This is a genomic window from Thiorhodospira sibirica ATCC 700588 (assembly GCF_000227725.2).
GTDB lineage: Bacteria > Pseudomonadota > Gammaproteobacteria > Ectothiorhodospirales > Ectothiorhodospiraceae > Thiorhodospira > Thiorhodospira sibirica.
In genome coordinates this window covers 2,200,474-2,217,378 of record NZ_MU255056.1, presented here as the reverse complement: position 1 = coordinate 2,217,378, position 16,905 = coordinate 2,200,474, and the positions used below count along the sequence as shown (strand labels likewise).

17 protein-coding genes are annotated in these 16,905 nt (G+C 55.5%); 10 read left to right on the top strand and 7 right to left on the bottom strand.

What is annotated here, in order from left to right:
* Positions 1-69: 69 nt before the first annotated feature.
* Entirely contained in the window at positions 70-675 is a 606-nt protein-coding gene (locus THISIDRAFT_RS10365) for a helix-turn-helix domain-containing protein (RefSeq protein ID WP_139063926.1), read from the bottom strand.
* A 488-nt stretch (positions 676-1,163) separates the two neighbouring features.
* Here THISIDRAFT_RS10365 and THISIDRAFT_RS10360 point away from each other — a divergent pair, with 488 nt between their 5' ends.
* From THISIDRAFT_RS10360 to THISIDRAFT_RS10350, 3 genes are all read left to right on the top strand, one after another.
* The gene (locus tag THISIDRAFT_RS10360; protein WP_221913997.1) at positions 1,164-1,559 is read left to right on the top strand and encodes a hypothetical protein; all 396 of its coding nucleotides are present in this window, start codon (positions 1,164-1,166) and stop codon (positions 1,557-1,559) included.
* A 49-nt stretch (positions 1,560-1,608) separates the two neighbouring features.
* Positions 1,609-2,016 (top strand): hypothetical protein, encoded by a 408-nt coding sequence (locus tag THISIDRAFT_RS10355; protein WP_006788949.1) that lies wholly within the window; start codon positions 1,609-1,611, stop codon positions 2,014-2,016.
* Between the two features lie 36 nt (positions 2,017-2,052).
* Positions 2,053-3,226, top strand: a protein-coding gene (locus THISIDRAFT_RS10350; RefSeq protein WP_246585372.1) for an IS3 family transposase whose coding sequence is annotated in 2 segments (ribosomal slippage) — positions 2,053-2,091 and positions 2,093-3,226 — 1,173 coding nt in all. Because the reading frame shifts where the segments join, the coding sequence is not laid out codon by codon here.
* A 334-nt stretch (positions 3,227-3,560) separates the two neighbouring features.
* Here THISIDRAFT_RS10350 and THISIDRAFT_RS10345 read toward each other — a convergent pair.
* A protein-coding gene (locus THISIDRAFT_RS10345) for an IS1 family transposase (RefSeq protein WP_139063993.1) occupies positions 3,561-4,273 on the bottom strand; the annotation gives its coding sequence in 2 pieces (ribosomal slippage) (positions 3,561-4,003 and positions 4,003-4,273; 714 coding nt in all).
* Between the two features lie 1,193 nt (positions 4,274-5,466).
* Here THISIDRAFT_RS10345 and THISIDRAFT_RS14855 point away from each other — a divergent pair.
* Together THISIDRAFT_RS14855 and THISIDRAFT_RS10335 are read left to right on the top strand one after the other, a co-directional pair.
* A complete protein-coding gene (locus tag THISIDRAFT_RS14855; RefSeq protein ID WP_336245408.1) occupies positions 5,467-5,658 on the top strand; it encodes a type II toxin-antitoxin system RelE/ParE family toxin in 192 nt (63 codons plus the stop codon).
* Between the two features lie 512 nt (positions 5,659-6,170).
* The gene (locus tag THISIDRAFT_RS10335; RefSeq protein WP_006787077.1) at positions 6,171-7,118 is read left to right on the top strand and encodes a KilA-N domain-containing protein; all 948 of its coding nucleotides are present in this window, start codon (positions 6,171-6,173) and stop codon (positions 7,116-7,118) included.
* Positions 7,119-7,570: 452 nt separating this feature from the next.
* Here the strand turns inward: THISIDRAFT_RS10335 and THISIDRAFT_RS10330 are convergent, their stop codons facing one another.
* Positions 7,571-7,954, bottom strand: coding sequence for a DUF302 domain-containing protein (locus tag THISIDRAFT_RS10330; RefSeq protein WP_006787076.1), 384 nt, complete (start codon positions 7,952-7,954; stop codon positions 7,571-7,573).
* Between the two features lie 142 nt (positions 7,955-8,096).
* Here THISIDRAFT_RS10330 and THISIDRAFT_RS10325 point away from each other — a divergent pair, with 142 nt between their 5' ends.
* Positions 8,097-9,122: a tyrosine-type recombinase/integrase gene (locus tag THISIDRAFT_RS10325; RefSeq protein ID WP_006787075.1), complete on the top strand. Its 1,026-nt coding sequence runs from the start codon at positions 8,097-8,099 to the stop codon at positions 9,120-9,122.
* Between the two features lie 28 nt (positions 9,123-9,150).
* Here THISIDRAFT_RS10325 and lolD read toward each other — a convergent pair whose 3' ends face one another.
* From lolD to dacB, 4 genes are all read right to left on the bottom strand, one after another.
* A complete protein-coding gene (gene lolD, locus THISIDRAFT_RS10320; RefSeq protein WP_006787074.1) occupies positions 9,151-9,879 on the bottom strand; it encodes a lipoprotein-releasing ABC transporter ATP-binding protein LolD in 729 nt (242 codons plus the stop codon).
* On the bottom strand, positions 9,872-11,119 hold the full coding sequence (locus tag THISIDRAFT_RS10315) for a lipoprotein-releasing ABC transporter permease subunit (protein ID WP_006787073.1): 1,248 nt from the start codon (positions 11,117-11,119) through the stop codon (positions 9,872-9,874). The genes lolD and THISIDRAFT_RS10315 overlap by 8 nt, the downstream gene beginning before the upstream one ends.
* A 152-nt stretch (positions 11,120-11,271) precedes the next feature.
* Positions 11,272-11,943, bottom strand: a complete 672-nt coding sequence (locus THISIDRAFT_RS10310; RefSeq protein WP_006787072.1) for a DUF2076 domain-containing protein — start codon at positions 11,941-11,943, stop codon at positions 11,272-11,274.
* Positions 11,944-12,029: 86 nt separating this feature from the next.
* Positions 12,030-13,502 carry a D-alanyl-D-alanine carboxypeptidase/D-alanyl-D-alanine endopeptidase gene (gene dacB, locus THISIDRAFT_RS10305; RefSeq protein ID WP_006787071.1) on the bottom strand — a complete coding sequence of 491 codons (1,473 nt, stop codon included), beginning with the start codon at positions 13,500-13,502 and terminating at the stop codon, positions 12,030-12,032.
* 178 nt (positions 13,503-13,680) lie between these two features.
* Between dacB and THISIDRAFT_RS10300 the strand changes: the two genes are divergently transcribed.
* From THISIDRAFT_RS10300 to nuoL, 4 genes are read left to right on the top strand one after another with little or no spacing between them, the layout of a single operon-like run.
* A complete protein-coding gene (locus tag THISIDRAFT_RS10300) occupies positions 13,681-14,175 on the top strand; it encodes a glutathione peroxidase (RefSeq protein ID WP_006787070.1) in 495 nt (164 codons plus the stop codon).
* Between the two features lie 19 nt (positions 14,176-14,194).
* Positions 14,195-14,716 carry an NADH-quinone oxidoreductase subunit J family protein gene (locus THISIDRAFT_RS10295; protein WP_006787069.1) on the top strand — a complete coding sequence of 174 codons (522 nt, stop codon included), beginning with the start codon at positions 14,195-14,197 and terminating at the stop codon, positions 14,714-14,716.
* The gene (gene nuoK, locus THISIDRAFT_RS10290) at positions 14,709-15,011 is read left to right on the top strand and encodes an NADH-quinone oxidoreductase subunit NuoK (RefSeq protein WP_006787068.1); all 303 of its coding nucleotides are present in this window, start codon (positions 14,709-14,711) and stop codon (positions 15,009-15,011) included. Before THISIDRAFT_RS10295 ends, nuoK begins: the two co-directional genes overlap by 8 nt.
* Before the next feature lie 7 nt (positions 15,012-15,018).
* Positions 15,019-16,902, top strand: a complete 1,884-nt coding sequence (gene nuoL, locus THISIDRAFT_RS10285; protein WP_006787067.1) for an NADH-quinone oxidoreductase subunit L — start codon at positions 15,019-15,021, stop codon at positions 16,900-16,902.
* Positions 16,903-16,905: the final 3 nt, after the last annotated feature.

Sequence of the window (16,905 nt, the reverse complement as noted above, 5' to 3'; positions counted from 1 at the left end):
AAACGCAAGGCAACGGCATCAGCGGCAGTTGCTCATGCTCAATCCACGAGCCATATGCACTGACGGTTATTATCTCATCTCGGGCATTAAATCCGACAGATTGCCAGGGCCTGCCAGCAGTTCTGATGGTTTTATGCCAAAGCGCTCACGGAAATAGCGGGTGAACCGGGATTGACTGGAAAAATATAACTCCGCCGCAAGATCCGCGAGTTTGGTACTGCCTTGGCGGTGCAGCAGCTGTTGATAGGCATAATCCAGTTTGCGGTTGCGTATGTAGGTCATCGGTGAGCAACCGTGGCGTTTGAGGCAGGCGTACTGCAGCGCACGCGCTGAAATACCGAGCATGATTTCCATTTCAGTCAATGACAAGGGGCTTAACAGATACTCCTCGACATAACGCTCAAAGGCGCTCAGCGCACTGATCCTTTGTGCTGCAAGACCGTCTGTTTCCGCTACATACTCCTTGAGGAATACTTTCGGTTGCAGGGCCATCACCAATGAACGATAAACCTGGTCATCAAAGCCTGAAGCAGCGAGTAATGCAGGATTAGCATCCAGGGCGTCAATTTTCTGGATCAATTGCTGGAACAGTTGCCGCAAGTTGATGGGGCCATGTTGGAGCTTTACGGTGCTCAAGTGAGTTGGTGTCACCGGTAAACCTTCGCCACCTTGCATGGCGAGGCTGACACGATTCAGGCGGTTAAGGTCAAAGCTAATGCAAAGGTTTATGGCCAGACATTCCGGGCTGATCCAACGCTGCAAGGGAATGCCTGGCGGTATCAGCACGGCTTTAGTGGGAGCAAAAAACAGTTCTTGATTTTTTATTCATTCTTTATCAGAATTCTCCATTGTAGATAGGTTATCTACAAGCGCGAAGGTTTCGCGTTCCATGGTCGGGGTCTAAGTCGAATCGCAAAGTTGTTCTCTGTTCAGGATGAACGCCGAGGCAAGTTTTATGGCGCAAGCTGGGTTTCGACGGCTGAAACCGCCCATGTTGCCGGTGTTGACCGGCCATTCGGTTGGGACTGCTCAACCAGGACTCCAGTTGCTCGCCCGCAAGGGTGTTATCAACGGAGAGCGAAGTGCCTAAAAATCGCATAAGCAACTTTGTTTAGGTTTTTAGGAGCAGCAGTAATGGCATACCCACGGCGACCCTCTTGCACATGACTTTTACCTGTAAAGACAAGGCTCAACGTGTAATGGTCAAGGCGAGTGCTGACAAACAAGTTACTGATGACGGAATGGTAAAAAATGAGCCCGTCCATGGCCAGCGAACTGCCTTTGTAGAAAAAGTTTGCCGTGCTGGAAGTGTCGTACTCATCCCGTGTGCTCGTGGGAGAAAACTGATCAGCCAACGCCTGAAAGTTACGTTGACTCAAGGCTTTGGCATCACCAAACAAAAGGCGTGGTGCAGGCTGGGAGCAAGCATTCATAGGATTGAATTAGCAAAATATAGGGAAAACAAAGCCCCGAAGAGGCATTTTCGTATTCAGTGCAGGCCCATTTCGTTTTTTGTGTATTCGCTGGCGGCGGGTTTGGATAAATTGCCGTCATTTTAGCCATCTCTGTGCCTGATACCAACAGAAAAAAGGCCAGAGGAGCCTGGCAATGAAAACCATACCACCTCTCAAAAAGGCCAACTACAGCCAGCGCATGATGCTGCTTGCCACCCTGACGGTGGTGTTGCTTTCTGTATTTTCACTGGCGTTAGTTCACTTAAAGCTGCAGGGCTTCAGTCAGCAATCAACCCAGATTACTGCCACACAACTGCAGGCAGTTTATGAATCCTTGCTGACTCACTCCACCCACTCGGTGAGTGAAAAAATCAACCTACACATTAAAACCATCGAAGATGAGCTGGTGATTCTGGCGCGTTATGCACAAAACCTGATCGACACCCCGCCACCACATACAACACCGCTGCCGCCATTAACTTACGACCCTGTGTTGCAGGTGTCTGGCTGGCCAGGGATGCCGACAAAGATAGTGGACCCCGAAATCTGGACAACAGCTTAAGCGATGACAAAGCCTCCAGCATGGGGTAGCGAAGAGATGAGCGAAAAGAAGAAGCGGAACACATACAACGCCGAGAGTCAAGGCCAAGGTCGGGCGTGAGGCGATCCATGGGGTCAAGACCGTCAACGAGATGGGTCAAGCCTACGGGGTTCACCCGGTGCAGGTCAGCAAGTGGAAGAAGGCAATCGTTGAGCAGGCAGGTACGCGCTTTGAGGGCAAGCGTGGTCCGAAACCGGCAGCGGAGCAGGACTCGCCGGATCGGCTCTACAGCGAGATGGGCCGCCTGAAGATGGAGCTGGACGGGGACTGGCTCAAAAAAAACAGGGATCACCCTGCCATGAGCCGCCAGGGCTGGATTGAGGCGGAGGGTGCGCGCTCCATCGTGCGGCAGTGTGAGCGGGCGGAGGTAGCTCGAGCGACCGTATACGCGCATCGCCATCCATCACAGGAGAACGCGACGGCGCTGCTGCTGTGCCGTCTGCTCGACGAAATCTATACGCGGCGACCGCTCTACGGGAACCGCCGGATAGTAGCCGAGCGGCGGGCACAGGGCCATGAAGTCAACCGCAAGTGCGTGCAGCGACTGATGCGCCGGATGGGACTGGCGGCGATCGCGCCGGGCCCTCACACCCGCAGCCCGCACCCGCAGCACAAAGTCTATCCGTACCGGTTGCGTGGCATTCAGGTCATTCGGCCCAACCAGGCCTGCAGCACTGACATCACGTACGTGCGGCTAGCGCGAGGCTTTTGCGACCGGGTCGCGATCATCGACGGGTACAGCCGAAAGGTCTTGAGTGAGCGGCTCAGCAACACCATCGATGCGAGCTTTTGCCTCGACTGTCTTGAGGAAGCCCTGCGGCTGAACCGCCCTCCTGAAGTCTTCAACAGCGACCAAGGCGCTCAGAAAACGGCGGAGCCATTCACCAGCGTGCTCAAGCGTGAAGGCATGACGATCAGCATCGATGGCCGAGGGCGAGCCTTTCACAACATCTTCGTAGAGCGGCTCTGGCGAACGGTGAAGCATGAGGACACCGACCTCAAAGGCGACGCTGACCTGCGTGAGGTGACTCTTGGGCTACTGGAAGACTTCTCATTTTACAACGAAGAGCGCCCGCACCAAGCACAGGCCGACGAGACGCCAGCAACGGTCTACAGGACCCGGCAGGGAGGAGGTGCATTGATCGTAGACAAATACGGCCCGGGGCGGTGACGCCTACCGACGGTGAATCTGCGGCATCAGGGCAGCGCTGTGCAGCTGAGAGTGAGGGGCAGGCGATAACTTTAACTCGGCCACCTTTTGTCTTGACAATGGGGTCTACCTCAGTTTTGACAAAACCAAATTCGTCAATGGGAACACGGAATCACTGCTCGTCGGTGGCAATCCACTGATTGCTGACCTCAGCTCACCTGTGGCAACGACCAGCGGGGAAGTCTTGGTGCCGAACGTATTCATTTACACGTACTCGATTGAGGTATCAGGCGATATAGCCACTATCAAATTCACCACAAACACCTCGGGTAGTCCTGCACAAGATAGTGAATAGTCAATCAGCAGCGACAGACAAGGTTTCATTGTAATGGTGAACGAAATACCAGATAGCGCCGATGTGGTTTTCGAGCTTTTTTGAAAATGACAGGGTTTTTCTGACGAAGCGAGATACACGTTGTCTTAATGTGGCATTGAAGCGCTCAATTTTAGAGGTTTTGCCGGTTTCTTTTCCAACGGCCCGATGGCGTTGTGTAGGCAATACCCCCAGATAGGCCTCCCAAAAATCGGTGTAACACACACCACATTGACGATACACCGCAGGTAACGACTCCCAAAGCCCTTGGGCCCCTTGCCGACTTCGATCCCCGACAAACACGCCAACAATTTCGCCCGTCTCTTGATCGATTGCTAACCAAACCCATTGTTTGTTATGCTTATTTCCTACAAAAGACCACAGTTCATCGCATTGGATCACAAGCTTCCCTTTAGGTTTTTTTTTACCTGCACCTTTCGAGGGGTTTCTTTATATTTTTGATTCACATAGCTTTGTAGCCAACGCTCTGAAACCTCAACCACCCGAGCAATACCGGCTAGTGAAATTCTTTCCAATAAGAGTTTATCAATCAGCGCTTTTTTATCCTCACTGATTCGATTCTGGGGATTTTCGACAAATTGCCGACCACACGCCTTGCACGCGAATTTCGGCTTGTGGTTATGGATACGGCCATTTTTAATCACATTCTCTGAATGACACGAAGGACACTGCATGGCTTTTTGCTCTTTAGAACCCATTTCCTCTACATCTTACTACATCTTACCACATCCAGCACTACCATTTTCAGGACTACCCGCGTATTAAGTATGTCATGAAAATTGATGCGGAATGTCGGGGCAGGGTATTTTCTGACGATGTTAGTATTGAGAAAGGCCCGAGCAGTTTTGGTGCATATGTCCCTGATCTTCCGGGGGTGCATCGCGGCAGCGGAAACCAAAGAAGAGGTTCTTGATCTCATCCAAGAGGCGATCGAACTCGATAAGGGGGTGACAGTCATGCATATTCGTCAAAGACAACCTCTTCGGGACAATGTAGGGCTCGATTATAAGAGGCAAACCTTCCTGGCGAAAATATCTACAGGGTACATTGTACCCTCTGCGCGTGTGAGTATGAATGAGGAGCCCGGTGCGGGAAAACCGCACGTCGGGTAACCGGCGTTCCTACTGCGACTGCCTATGATTCCAAGCATTAATAGCCGTCTCTTTTTCACCAGGTAATTTATAAATAATGACAGGATCGATTGCTCCACAGTCATTGCAAAAGATCATGATAATTTCATGTCCATGCAGATAAGTATTACTGCATGGGCCAATAGTGATTCCAGCGCGGAACGGGAAATTTTTCATGGCAAAAAACCTTTTGAGTGGCCCGACTATCCTTGCCCTGAATGCGGGTTTGAGAAACAATGGCTGGTAGGCAAGGCCAAGAATTCAGGGGGCCACAATGTCTGTGTGTTCTATTGTGGATACTGCTCTCACAGAACAACGCATTTCGTTGCGTGCCAGTCTGTGATTGACGCAGGAGTTGAACCGTGCGAAATAAAAACAACTTGGAAGCTTCCAAGTTGTGAGGTGTGCGGTAAAGAAGGCGCAGAGAATCACCATTGGGCGCCATACGCTTTATTTGGTGGTGAGTCCGAAAAATGGCCACGCTCTTACCTCTGTCAGGAGTGCCACTCAAAATGGCACAGAATAGTTACGCCAAATATGAGATGCGCCGATTAACTAAAAACAGGCATAACACGGCGTTCCAGCCGACGTCGGGCCGCGATGCGGCGCTTCTCGGCTGAGCTAGGCGTTAGCGCGCCGCGCAAAGCGTGGCGCATCTGGTCGGGTGAAAGTCCCGGCATGGTAAGGGTTAACCACCCACCATTACCGAGTGTTGCGCTTCTGGTGGAGCGGAGACTGTGGTGCAAGCTACGGCACACGCGAACAAAAGAGGGGAAGCGTACACTAGGGTATGTTATAGGAAAGTTCCTCCGGGTAAACGTTTGGAAGCTTTGTCTGGCGACAAAAAGAGGCAACACAGGATTCGAGTGAACGATCAATACAGGATCTGCTTTAAATGGACTGAAGCTGGGCCCGACGAAGTAGAATGAACTGATTACCACTAAGGAACCTCTGATTAAGTCCCGCCGCCTGGGATAATCACTGAACCCACCTCACGGAGCAACAGAGCGCACGATGAAACCGTTGGGCTTGAACGAGGCGGGCTTTGTAAAGCACGCCAAGAAGACCCGCAAGGCAAAGTTTAACGAAGTGGAGCCCTGGTCCCGGCGGGTGGCCTTGATCGATCCCGACTCTCCTTCATGCCGCCGTGGTTCGCCTACGCAGACCCGGCCATGGAAGTTGCTTTAGGCCGGGGGCTTGGGTAAAGTAGCGCGGTGGCGGTTTACCGCTGCGCGGGTTTAGCAGCCCTTCAGCACAAGTGGACATGCAATAAAACCGCATTGCGGTTTTTTCCTGTTCCATCATGCGCACCTCTCCATGCGGGTGAGTGTGTGGGGCGCCGCAAGGTGCGCCGGTTACTTGTGCCCGGTCTGCTAACCCATACAGTCCCCGCGCCCATCTGGGCCGGGTTTTCCCGAATCTGTATGGAGTTGGCAATACAATGTTTCACACCTCTGATAATCCTCATATCTCCCTGACCATTAACGGCGTAGCCATCGCGCAAGACAGCGCAGGCCGTTACCGCATCACTGATCTGCATAAAGCCTCGGGCGGCGAACGTAGGCACGAACCCTTTTTATGGCTGCGGCTACAGCAGACGCGAGATTTAATCCAGGCGCTTATACATTACACAGATCTGAGTAATGATGACGCAGCGCCATTTGAGCCGGTAAAAACCATCAACGGAGGCAATCATCCCGGTACCTATGCCGATAAAGACCTGCTGATTGACTACGCCATGTGGATCAGTCCAGCGTTCAAATTGCGGGTGATTCAGGCGTTTCGGGAACATCATCTCAGACTAATTGCCGCTCCAAAACCCAAGCTAAAGCATTCTCCAATCTCGTTTTTTTGCGAGCAGCTCGACCAGGAAAACCAGCGACTCAAGGAGCAGATCGCCTTACTGAAAACCGTCATTGACTTAAAAAACCATGACCTTGTCCGCTGTGGAAAAGCTGTGGAAGCGGATATAAACGCCCATCCCGTTTCATCCACACCCCCGCCACCACCGCCTTCCACGGATGTTCCACACGCTATCCCCACAGACGCATTCACCCCCGCAGACCCGCCGTGGCTGGCCATTCTCAAACACTGGTCACAAGCCGTCAGCCGTGGCGAATTCACCACCTTCCACCGAGATCGCATCGAAGATCAACCCGTGGTTTTGGTGCGTTTAAACCACATCCTGCAATATCTGGGAGAACAGCGCGACACCGCTCAGGGGTTAATGAAATACTCCATCCCCGCGTTTAAACGGGAACTGCGGGCGCATGGCATCTTGCTCAGTGACCAACCCCACGAGCGCAACATCGACGGACGGCGGGTTTCCAACCTGCGCGCCTTGAATCTTCATGTGCTCAAACAGTTAAAAGCGTGGGACGTGGAGTAACCGGGAGCGCACAGCACCAGCTGCGCATCGAGGCCGCAGGCCTCGTGGGGTTTAGCGTATTTAATGCGTAGCTGGTGCTACGCGCTCCCAGGGTGGCCGTCACGTCAAAAACTCCCCTCCTTTTCAAGGAGGGGTGCCCCGTCAGGGGCGGGGTGGTTATGTGTTTAAAAAACCAACCCCATTCCCGCCTGCGGCGGGACTCCCCCTTGGCAGGGGGAGAGTTTTGGGGCTCCCACCCCAGGGCGGAGCGGGTGCTGCGCGCTCCCACGGAAAGCGAACGTCACCAAGCGCTATAGCGCTTTGAAATGCGCGATAAAAGACAGCCGCATGTGACCTTTGGGAACATCCTGCAGTTGACATCCTCCCCGGCCTGAAGGCCGGGGTTTCCCGCGCAAACTGATGAACCTCATCGAACTCAACAAAGCCGATCGACAAGGCGGCTGGTAACATGCCTAACGGACATCATCCACCATCTGCATCATGGCATTTTCAACATGGGTGGCGATGTCCATCAATGCCGGATGATCTGACAAACTGCTAAGCATATCCGTGGGTTTGATAAAGCCGACGCGGGTTTGCCCGTTTTCAGTGTAGACCGAAATACGACACGGCAATGCCATATTGATGCGCAAATCCAGCGCCAGGACCTGCGTCGCATAGACCGGATCGCACACCTCAAACACCTTGCACTCCTCGGTAAACTCCATCCCCTTGTTTCTCAAGGTGGTGCCGATATCATGGATATGCTGCACACCAAAGTGGTGACGCTTGACCGCCGCTTCCAAGGCAGCGACCGTATGAGCAAAGGATTGGGTCGTATTGACAATGTAATACATGGGCATAACCTCGCAATTTAGAGTGTACCTGGCATTGTTTACACAACGCCGTTTAGGCACTATAAGCCATTTTCTTCTTTATGTTTATATCCAAATACAGCTCGATGATGTGCAAACATTCAACGCATCGCAGGTTAGCTTTATGTCTACCACTGAACCGCTAAGAGATATTCCCGCCTGGCTGGTGGAGATGATGCCGCAGGCCCGGCAGGTGAATCCGCAGAATACGCAATACTGGCTGAGCCAATCCTGGGCGGACAATACCTTACGCGGCTATCGCGCCGGGCTTGAGCATTTTTGCGCCTGGTGCGGGATTGCGCAGCCTTTGCCTACGTCCAGCCGTATGATTGCTGCGTATCTCAGCGATCATGCCCAGTGTCTGGCACCCAGCACTCTATCACACCGTGTGGCGGCGCTGTCCTTTGCGCATCGGCTGCTCAACGCCCCCGATCCCACGCAAGATGCTCAGGTGCGGGCGGTGTTGCGTGGGATTCATCGCCATCATGCGCAACAGCAGGGCTGGCAAACGCAGCAGGTGCCGCCGCTGAAGCTGGAGCAGTTGTGGAAGATGGTGCAAGGCTGTGGGCAGGATCAACGGGCTTTGCGGGATCGCTGTTATCTGTTGCTGGGCTTTTTCGGCGCTTTTCGCCAATCGGAATTGAGCGCGCTTAAGGTGGCACAGCTGCAATGGGTGGATGAGGGGTTATTGATTCACATGGGGCCGACCAAGACGGATCCACTCAATGAACACCGCGCCGCCAAGGCGTTTGTCGAGGGCGCGCCTGAGTTATGCCCTTTGGCGGCGCTGCGCGCCTGGCTGGCGGCCAGCCAAATCCATGAGGGTTATGTTTTTCGCGGGATTGATCGCAATCGCACCTTGCGCCACACGCCACTCACGCACCCCAGTGCGAACCGGATCATCAAAGAACGCGCCCGCGCTGCTGGCATTGCGCACTGGGCGCAACTGTCTACGCATTCTCTGCGCGCCGGGTTTATCACCGCAGCGCGTGAGCTTGAAGCACAAAACTGGCAAATCATGCGCCAGAGTCAACATCGTGACGAGCGCACGCTGAATATTTATGATCGCCCTGACAGCGCCTTTAAGGGGAATGCGGTGATCTCTCTCATGCGCCATGCACAAACGCTGATCAAGACGCCATCGCATTGACCGCCGCGCCGCCCTGAAGGATGGCGATTTATTCCGGGTGCGCGGTGTTTTTTTGTATGCTCGTGGGCTGTAAGCGGCCCTCGCTCAGTAATAACACCCGATCCATGCAGGCGGCCAGTTCCGGGTCATGGGTGACCATCAATAAGGCGGTTCCCCGGCGCTGGTTGAGTTCCAGCATCAGTTCATAGGTTGCCTTGGCGCGGTTTCGATCCAGGTTGCCGGTGGGTTCATCCGCCAGCACGATCTTGGGTTGGGTGATCAGGGCGCGGGCAATCGCGACGCGTTGCCGTTCGCCGCCGGAAAGCTCTGCTGGTTTGTGGGCGATGCGTTCGCCCATGCCTACGGCCTGTAACAGCTGTAATGCCTCGGCCTTGGCACCTTTGGCGGAGCTGCCGCCGATGACCAGCGGCATGGCGACATTTTCCAGGGCGGTGAATTCGGGCAGGAGGTGATGAAACTGATAGACAAAGCCGACATGGCGGTTGCGCAGGTGGCCGCGCTGCGCGGATCCAAGGCGGTGCATGGCCTGACCACAGATGATCACTTCACCGCGATCCGGGGTATCCAGGCCGCCTAACAGATGCAGCAGGGTGCTTTTGCCACTGCCCGAGGCGCCGATAATGGCGACCTTTTCTCCGGCCTGCACGCACAGCTCTACCCCGTTTAAAACCTCTACATGCAAGGGGCCTTCACGAAAGGTCTTGACCAGCTGCTGGCACTGCAAAACGGCCTGGCCTGGGTCTGGGTGTTTATTCATAGCGCAGCGCCTGGGCAGGATGGGTGCGCGAGGCACGATAGGCCGGATACAGCGTGGCAATCACGGTCAAGGCAAAGGCCAGCCCGGCGACACGCAACACATCAAACTGACGCAATTCCGAGGGAAAGCGGCTGATGTAATACACATCCGGCGGCAGAAAGTGGACATTAAATAATTGCTCGATGCCCGCCACAATCACCTCCACATTCAGAGCCAGACTGATGCCCCCAAGCACCCCGAGCAGCGTACCGATCAACCCAATCAATGTACCCTGCACCATAAACACCGCCATCACCGACAGCGGTGTAAGTCCCAGGGTGCGCAAAATGGCAATGTCGGCCTGTTTGTCAGTGACCACCATCACCAGCGTGGAGACAATATTAAAGGCGGCCACCGCCACAATCAGCGACAAAATCACAAACATCACCACTTTTTCGGTTTGCACCGCCCGGAAAAAATTGGCGTGCTGGCGGGTCCAGTCATTGACCCAATAATAACCCGGCAGGGTGGCGGCGACCTCGCGGGCAATGGCCGGGGCTTGCAGCATATTATCCAGTTTCAGACGCAGCCCGCTGATTTCCTCATCCATCTGATACAGCAGGCGGGCATCGTCAAGGTGTAAAAAGGCGGTGCCGCGATCATATTCATACATGCCGATCTCAAAGATGCCCACAACGGTCAGACGCCGCAGGCGGGGCAATACCCCCACCGGGGTCACGGCGGCCTGTGGCGTGACCAGGGTAACGCGATCCCCTACACCCGCCCCCAGCAGAACCGCCAGCTCACGCCCTAATACAATGCCAAAAGCCCCGCCCTGTAGATCCTCCATGGCACCAAACACCATGTGCTGATCCACATCGGATACCTGTTTCTCCCATTCAGGCAGGATGCCACGCAGCAAAACACCGCTGACCTGCGGCCCGCTGGACAGCATCCCTTCCGCCTGTACATAGGGCGCCACGCCAACCACACGGGGATGCTGTGCAACGCTCCCCAGCAGCGATTCCCAGTCACGCAGGCGGGCATTAAATTCCGAGATAGTGGCATGTGAGGCCATGCCGAGAATTCGCTCACGCAGCTCGCGCTCAAAGCCGTTCATCACCGATAGCACGGTGATCAGTGCCGTAACCCCCAGGGCAATGCCCAGCATGGAGATCAAGGAGATAAAGGAAATGAAGTGATTGCGCCGCTTGGCGCGGGTGTATTTGAGGCCGATATACAGCTCAAGGGGTCGAAACATGGGGAAATCGGGCCACCGATGCAAAGGGATGAATACCGCTGAAAAAGACGCCCCTCCTTGTGTCATGAACGCAGCTTGCGTTCGCCGGTTTTAAAGCGACACCGGAAAGGTGTCACCATGCTGCAAGGAGGGGAACTGCAATACCCGCTGGCTTAGTCCTCAAAATCTCCAAAATCCATATCGGCAAAGCCGCCGCCATCGTCTTCAGGCAGGGAGGTATTCGGAATATCATCATATTCCACCGCAGAACTGGCGTCTGCCAGCGTATCGCCGGCTAAATCAGCGCCTTCTGCCAGCGCATCCGCGCCATCATCGCCAAATAGCATATTGGACAGCATACTGCCGATCACCAGACCGCCCGCTACTGCGACGGCGGTTTGCATGGCCGAACCCATGAAGCTGCCCCCTTGGGCCGGTTGAGCGCCGGCGGCGGGTGTGCCTGCGGCCATCGCATTCGGTGCATGTTGTCCGCCAACCGTCACGCCGGGTGGTGGCTGAAAACGCCGTTGTGGCACTGCCGGGGCGGCGGCGGCAGGCTCTGCCTTGCCCGCGCCAAACAAACCGCCGAGAAAGCTGCCGCTGCTGGCTTGTTGTGGACGGCGGCTGAGTTCTTCTTCCAGTTCCTGTACCCGCTGGTTAAGCTGCTCAAGGGCATGTTCCTGGATAAGGATGGCCTGGGTCATGTAATAGGGTGCAGCGGGCTGGCGGCGCACGGCGTCCTGAATCACGGCCTCAGCTTCGGCATGACGTGGCCCGGTTTGCTCTTCCGCCTGACGTAAGCGATCAAAAAGACCGTCAATAAGTTGCTTCTCTTCTGCTTGCATAGGGTGATGACCTTAATGGTTTTTAGAGACATTGAGAGGGAATCTTAACAAAAAATCCCACGATGTCACCGTTTTTTGCACGCGACTCAGTGATTGAAGACCCACGCCAGCACCGCATTTTGCAGCTCGCGACCGCTGCCCCACTGAACCTCACGGTGATTGATCAGCACCACCACCAGCATGTTTTTATCGCTGTTGCTGCGCACATAGCCCGCGACGGCAGACACGCCGTTCAAGGTGCCGGTTTTAAGATGCATGCGCCCGTTTTTCGGGCCGCTCTGGAAGCGACGGCGCACCGTGCCATCTTGACCGACCAGGGCCAGCGAGGAAACAAACTCGGGCATGAAGGTGTGTTCACGGGCAATCCATAAAAGCTGCGCCAGTTGACGGGCGCTGATGCGATTATTGCGCGAAAGCCCTGAGGCATTGTCCATGACCATGCCCTGGGTATCGATGCCATGATCGTTGAGCACTTTGAGGACGGCGCGAGAGGCCTTGTCACAGGTCGCGGGGGCGCCGTACATTTCAGCCCCCAGCGCCAGGGCCATTTGCCGGGTCATGACATTGTTGCTGAACTTGTTGACCATGCGGATCACCTCGGCCAGGGTGCGCGATTCATGCACCAGCAAGGGACGGCTGCGCGGATTAGACCAGGTGCCGGTACGCCAGCCGCCCTGAATCTCCCCGCCCCATTGCTTCCAGAGGGCACGGATCAAGGCATTGGTGTAGGCCTCGGGCGCAAGTGCGGTGCGTACCAGTCGATAACGCCCACAGGATCGCGGATAGCGCCCTTCAAGCACGATATGGCGCACCCCACTGACTGATTCCACGACGTTGTAGCTGATGGTGTTTTGCCCGCTTTCACACTTGCTATCGGTCAGTTGTACGCGGTTATCGATGCGCAGCCCATCCAGCGGCGGATCAGTGACCACGCGTAGCTGTGTGCCCTCGGGTTCCATCTCCAGAGTGATGGTATTGAAGTTGGTTAGCAGCGCATGGGGTGTCTGGTTATAGGCGCGATACGGTTGATTATCAAAGGCCCCCGGATTTTCATAAGGCAGGTTGTAGTAGCTCAGATCAAACACCAGGTCGCCTTCGATGCGCCGGATGCCGCGTCGTTGTAAGGCACCCAGCATTTTCCAAACTTCATCGGCCACCAGGAAGGGATCACCATGCCCCTTGATCCATAAATCCCCCTGCAAGACGCCATTGCGAATGGGGGCGTTGGTATAAAATTCGGTCTTCCAGGTATAGTTGGGACCAAGCTCAGCCAGGGCGGCAAAGCTTGCCGGAAGTTTGCTCACCGAGGCCGGATTCAGTGGCGTATCGGGGTTATGCACCAGGATGGGGGCATTGGCCCCGATTTCCTGTACCCAGATACCCACCGTACTGGCGGGGATATTATGCCGCTGCATGGCTTGCGCAATCGGCGCCGGCAGGGTCTGGATTGGCGCCGCCTGGGCCCACAGACTGGGCGAGAGCACGGCTAAAAGCATCACAGGGACGGTGCTGCGCCGGATGTGCGTGAGGGTTTCACGCCAAAAAAGCAAGGAAAACATGAGCGTATGTGTCTCTACAATAAATGGCAGAAGCAACGAGTCAATCAATGCAGCCGGTGTTGCGGGCCTGTCGGCATTCGGTGTATTTGATGTTTTTTAACGAATCGAAGCAATATGCTATTGTACAGGCGTCGTGATTGGCCAGATAGTCTGGCAAATCCTAATCTGGAGAACGCTGATGAAGCAAAGCATTTATACCTTCAGTGCCGAACGTCTGGATGGTACACCGCAGGCCTTGAGTGCCTATCAGGGGCAGGTATTGCTGATCGTCAATACCGCCAGCCGCTGTGGCTTTACCCCGCAGTATGCCGGGCTTGAGGCCTTACAGCAGCGTTTTTCCGGGCAGGGCTTTCAGGTGCTGGGCTTTCCCTGTAATCAATTTGGCCATCAGGAGCCCGGCAGTGCCGAGGACATCGGTCAGTTTTGCCAGGTAAACTATGGGGTCAGTTTTCCGATGTTTGCCAAAATTGAAGTCAATGGGCCACAGACTCACCCGCTGTTTGCCTTTCTAAAACAGCAGACCAAAGGTTTTTTGGGTTCTGCGTCGGTGAAATGGAATTTTACGAAATTTTTGGTGGATCGTTCCGGCCAGCCGGTGAAACGCTACGCCTCGGCCACCACCCCGGAAAAAATCGCCCCGGATATCGAGCGTCTGCTGGCCGCCTCCGCCTAACCCGATAGACATAAAGATCATGCTGAGCTTACACACCCTGGTGATTGTGCTATTTTCACTATTGGCCTTGGGGAGCGCCACCCTGATGCTGACCCAGACGCATCCGATGCGCGTGGCCCTGGCGCTGATTGCCACCATGCTGTCGTTGGCGGCGCTGTATGCGGCCTTGTACATGCATGTGGTGGCGATATTCCAGGTGCTGATTTACGTCGGCGCGGTGATGGTGTTTATGGTGTATGCCATCATGCTGCTGGATCGGCAAGACCGGGTGCTGCGCCTGCCGCTATCCAAGATGAAATGGCCGGGTATCCTGGGCTTTGTGGCCGTGCTGCTGGTGCTCTCTGTGCATCTGCAACCCAGTCTGCACGAGGGCTTAGGCACGCTGTCCAGCGAAGAACACCCCTTTGCGCTGGCACAGTTTGCGCAGGTGTTTCTCAATGACTACTGGCTGTATTTTGAGCTGGCCTCGGTGCTGCTGGTGGTGGCGGTGGTGGCGGTGGTCGCAGTGCTTAAAGCCCCGGCGGTCAGCCACGATGGATAAGCTCAATCTCTTGCTGGGCTTAAGTCTGGCGCTGTTTTCCATCGGCCTGCTGGGGCTGATGATTCGCCGCAATCTGCTGATTATGCTGATGTTTATGGAGTTGATGCTGAATGCGGTGTTATTGAGTCTGGTGGTCTTTAGCTATCAGCTGGCGGCCGTATCCGGCGGGGTATTGGTGTTTTTATTGTTTGTGGTCGCTACTGCCGAGATTGCCTTGGCGATTCCCATTGTGGTGCTGCTGGTGCGCCAGAAGCGCAGCCTTGATCCCGGCCTGTATGCCGATCTGAAGGGGTGATCTGTTGATGGCCTTGCTTTCCCCGATTGTTGTCTTGCCATTGCTGGGTTTTGTGCTCAACGGCTTGATCGCGCTTTCCGGGCGACGTGATCCTGTGGCCTTGCGAGCCGTGACGCTGATTGGTTGTGTATTGCCGCTGCTGGCCTTTGGCTTTGCCGTGCGGGCGCTGTGGGCCCTGGAAGCTCATCCGGAAGCGGCGCTCATTGAGCCTTTATTCACCTGGGCGGTGATCGGCGAACATCACTTTGCCATTGATCTTTATCTGGATCGCCTGAGTGCCTTGATGGCCTTGATTGTCACCGGCATCGGCAGCCTGATCCACCTCTATTCCAGCGGGTATATGAAAGGCGATGCCGGATATGCCCGCTATTTTGCCTATCTCAACCTGTTTTTATTTTTCATGTTGTTGCTGGTCTTGGGGCATTCCTTGCTGGTGGTGTTTGTTGGCTGGGAAGGCGTGGGGCTGGTTTCCTATCTGCTCATCGGCTTTTGGTTTAAGGACACGCTCAATGCCAAGGCCGGGAAAAAGGCCTTTATCGTCAATCGTATCGGCGATGCCGGTTTTTTGCTGGGCATCTTTGCCCTGTTTAGCTTGGTGGGCAGCCTGCAACTGGACATCATCCAGCAACACTTTCTCCACGAAGACATTCCGGTCATCACCGCCACCGTAATCGGCCTGCTGTTATTTATCGGCGCGATGGGTAAATCCGCACAGCTTCCCCTGCATGTGTGGCTGGCTGATGCCATGGCCGGGCCAACTCCGGTCTCGGCCCTGATTCATGCCGCCACGATGGTCACCGCCGGGGTGTATCTGGTGGCGCGACTGAGCGGCGTCTATGAAGCCGCACCGCTGGCCCTGGCCATCATTGCCAGTATCGGCGTGGCAACTGCCCTGTTTGCCGCCACCGTGGCCCTGGTGCAAACCGATATCAAAAAGGTCTTGGCCTATTCCACCGTCTCGCAATTAGGCTTTATGTTTATCGCCTTGGGGGTGGGCGCCTATGGGGTTGCGATTTTCCACCTGTTCACCCATGCCTTTTTTAAAGCCTGCCTGTTTCTGGCGGCGGGCAGTGTGATTCATGCCCTGCAGGGCGAGCAGGATATCCGCAAAATGGGCGGACTGGCGCGGGCTTTGCCGCTGACCTTTATCGCCTTTGCCATCGCCACCGCCGCCATTGCCGGGCTGCCCCCGCTGGCGGGCTTTTTCTCCAAGGATGAAATCCTCTGGTTTGCCTTATCCAGTAGTCAGGGCGGACATGGCGTGCTGTGGGGTCTGGCGGCGCTCAGTGCCTTTCTGACCGCCTTTTATATGTTCCGCCTGCTGTGGCTGGTATTTTTAGGGCAACCTCGTACTGAGCCTGCACTCAGGGCACAGCTGCATGAGGCCCCCTGGAACATGAATATCCCGGTATTACTCCTGGCCGCTGGCTCGCTCGTCGCCGGATTCTGGGCAGTTCCCGGCTATCTGCACACCCTGTTACCCGCTCCCGCCATCATGCCCGCGCTGGCGGGATGGCATGGCGGGGTTGCCGGATTAGCCATTGCGCTGGCGCTGGCGGGTCTGGGTCTGGCCGTCTGGCGCTATGGCGGGTCGCGTTATCAACCGGCCCCGGCAGGCGCGCCAATGGCCTTCGGCCTACAGAATCTGCTGACCAATGCCTATTATGTCGATGCGCTCTATCAGCGCACCCTGCGCACCCCCTTGCAGTTTATCGCGCAACACCTGCTGTGGCGCTGGAGTGATCAGCGTCTGCTGGATGGCAGCCTGCATCTGGCCGCCGCCACCGCCCGCCTGACCGCGCGCCTGCTGGCCTATCTGCACAACGGACAGGTGCAATGGTATCTCTGGCTGGCCCTGCTGGGTCTGGTGCTTGCCGTGTTGCTGAGCTAATCA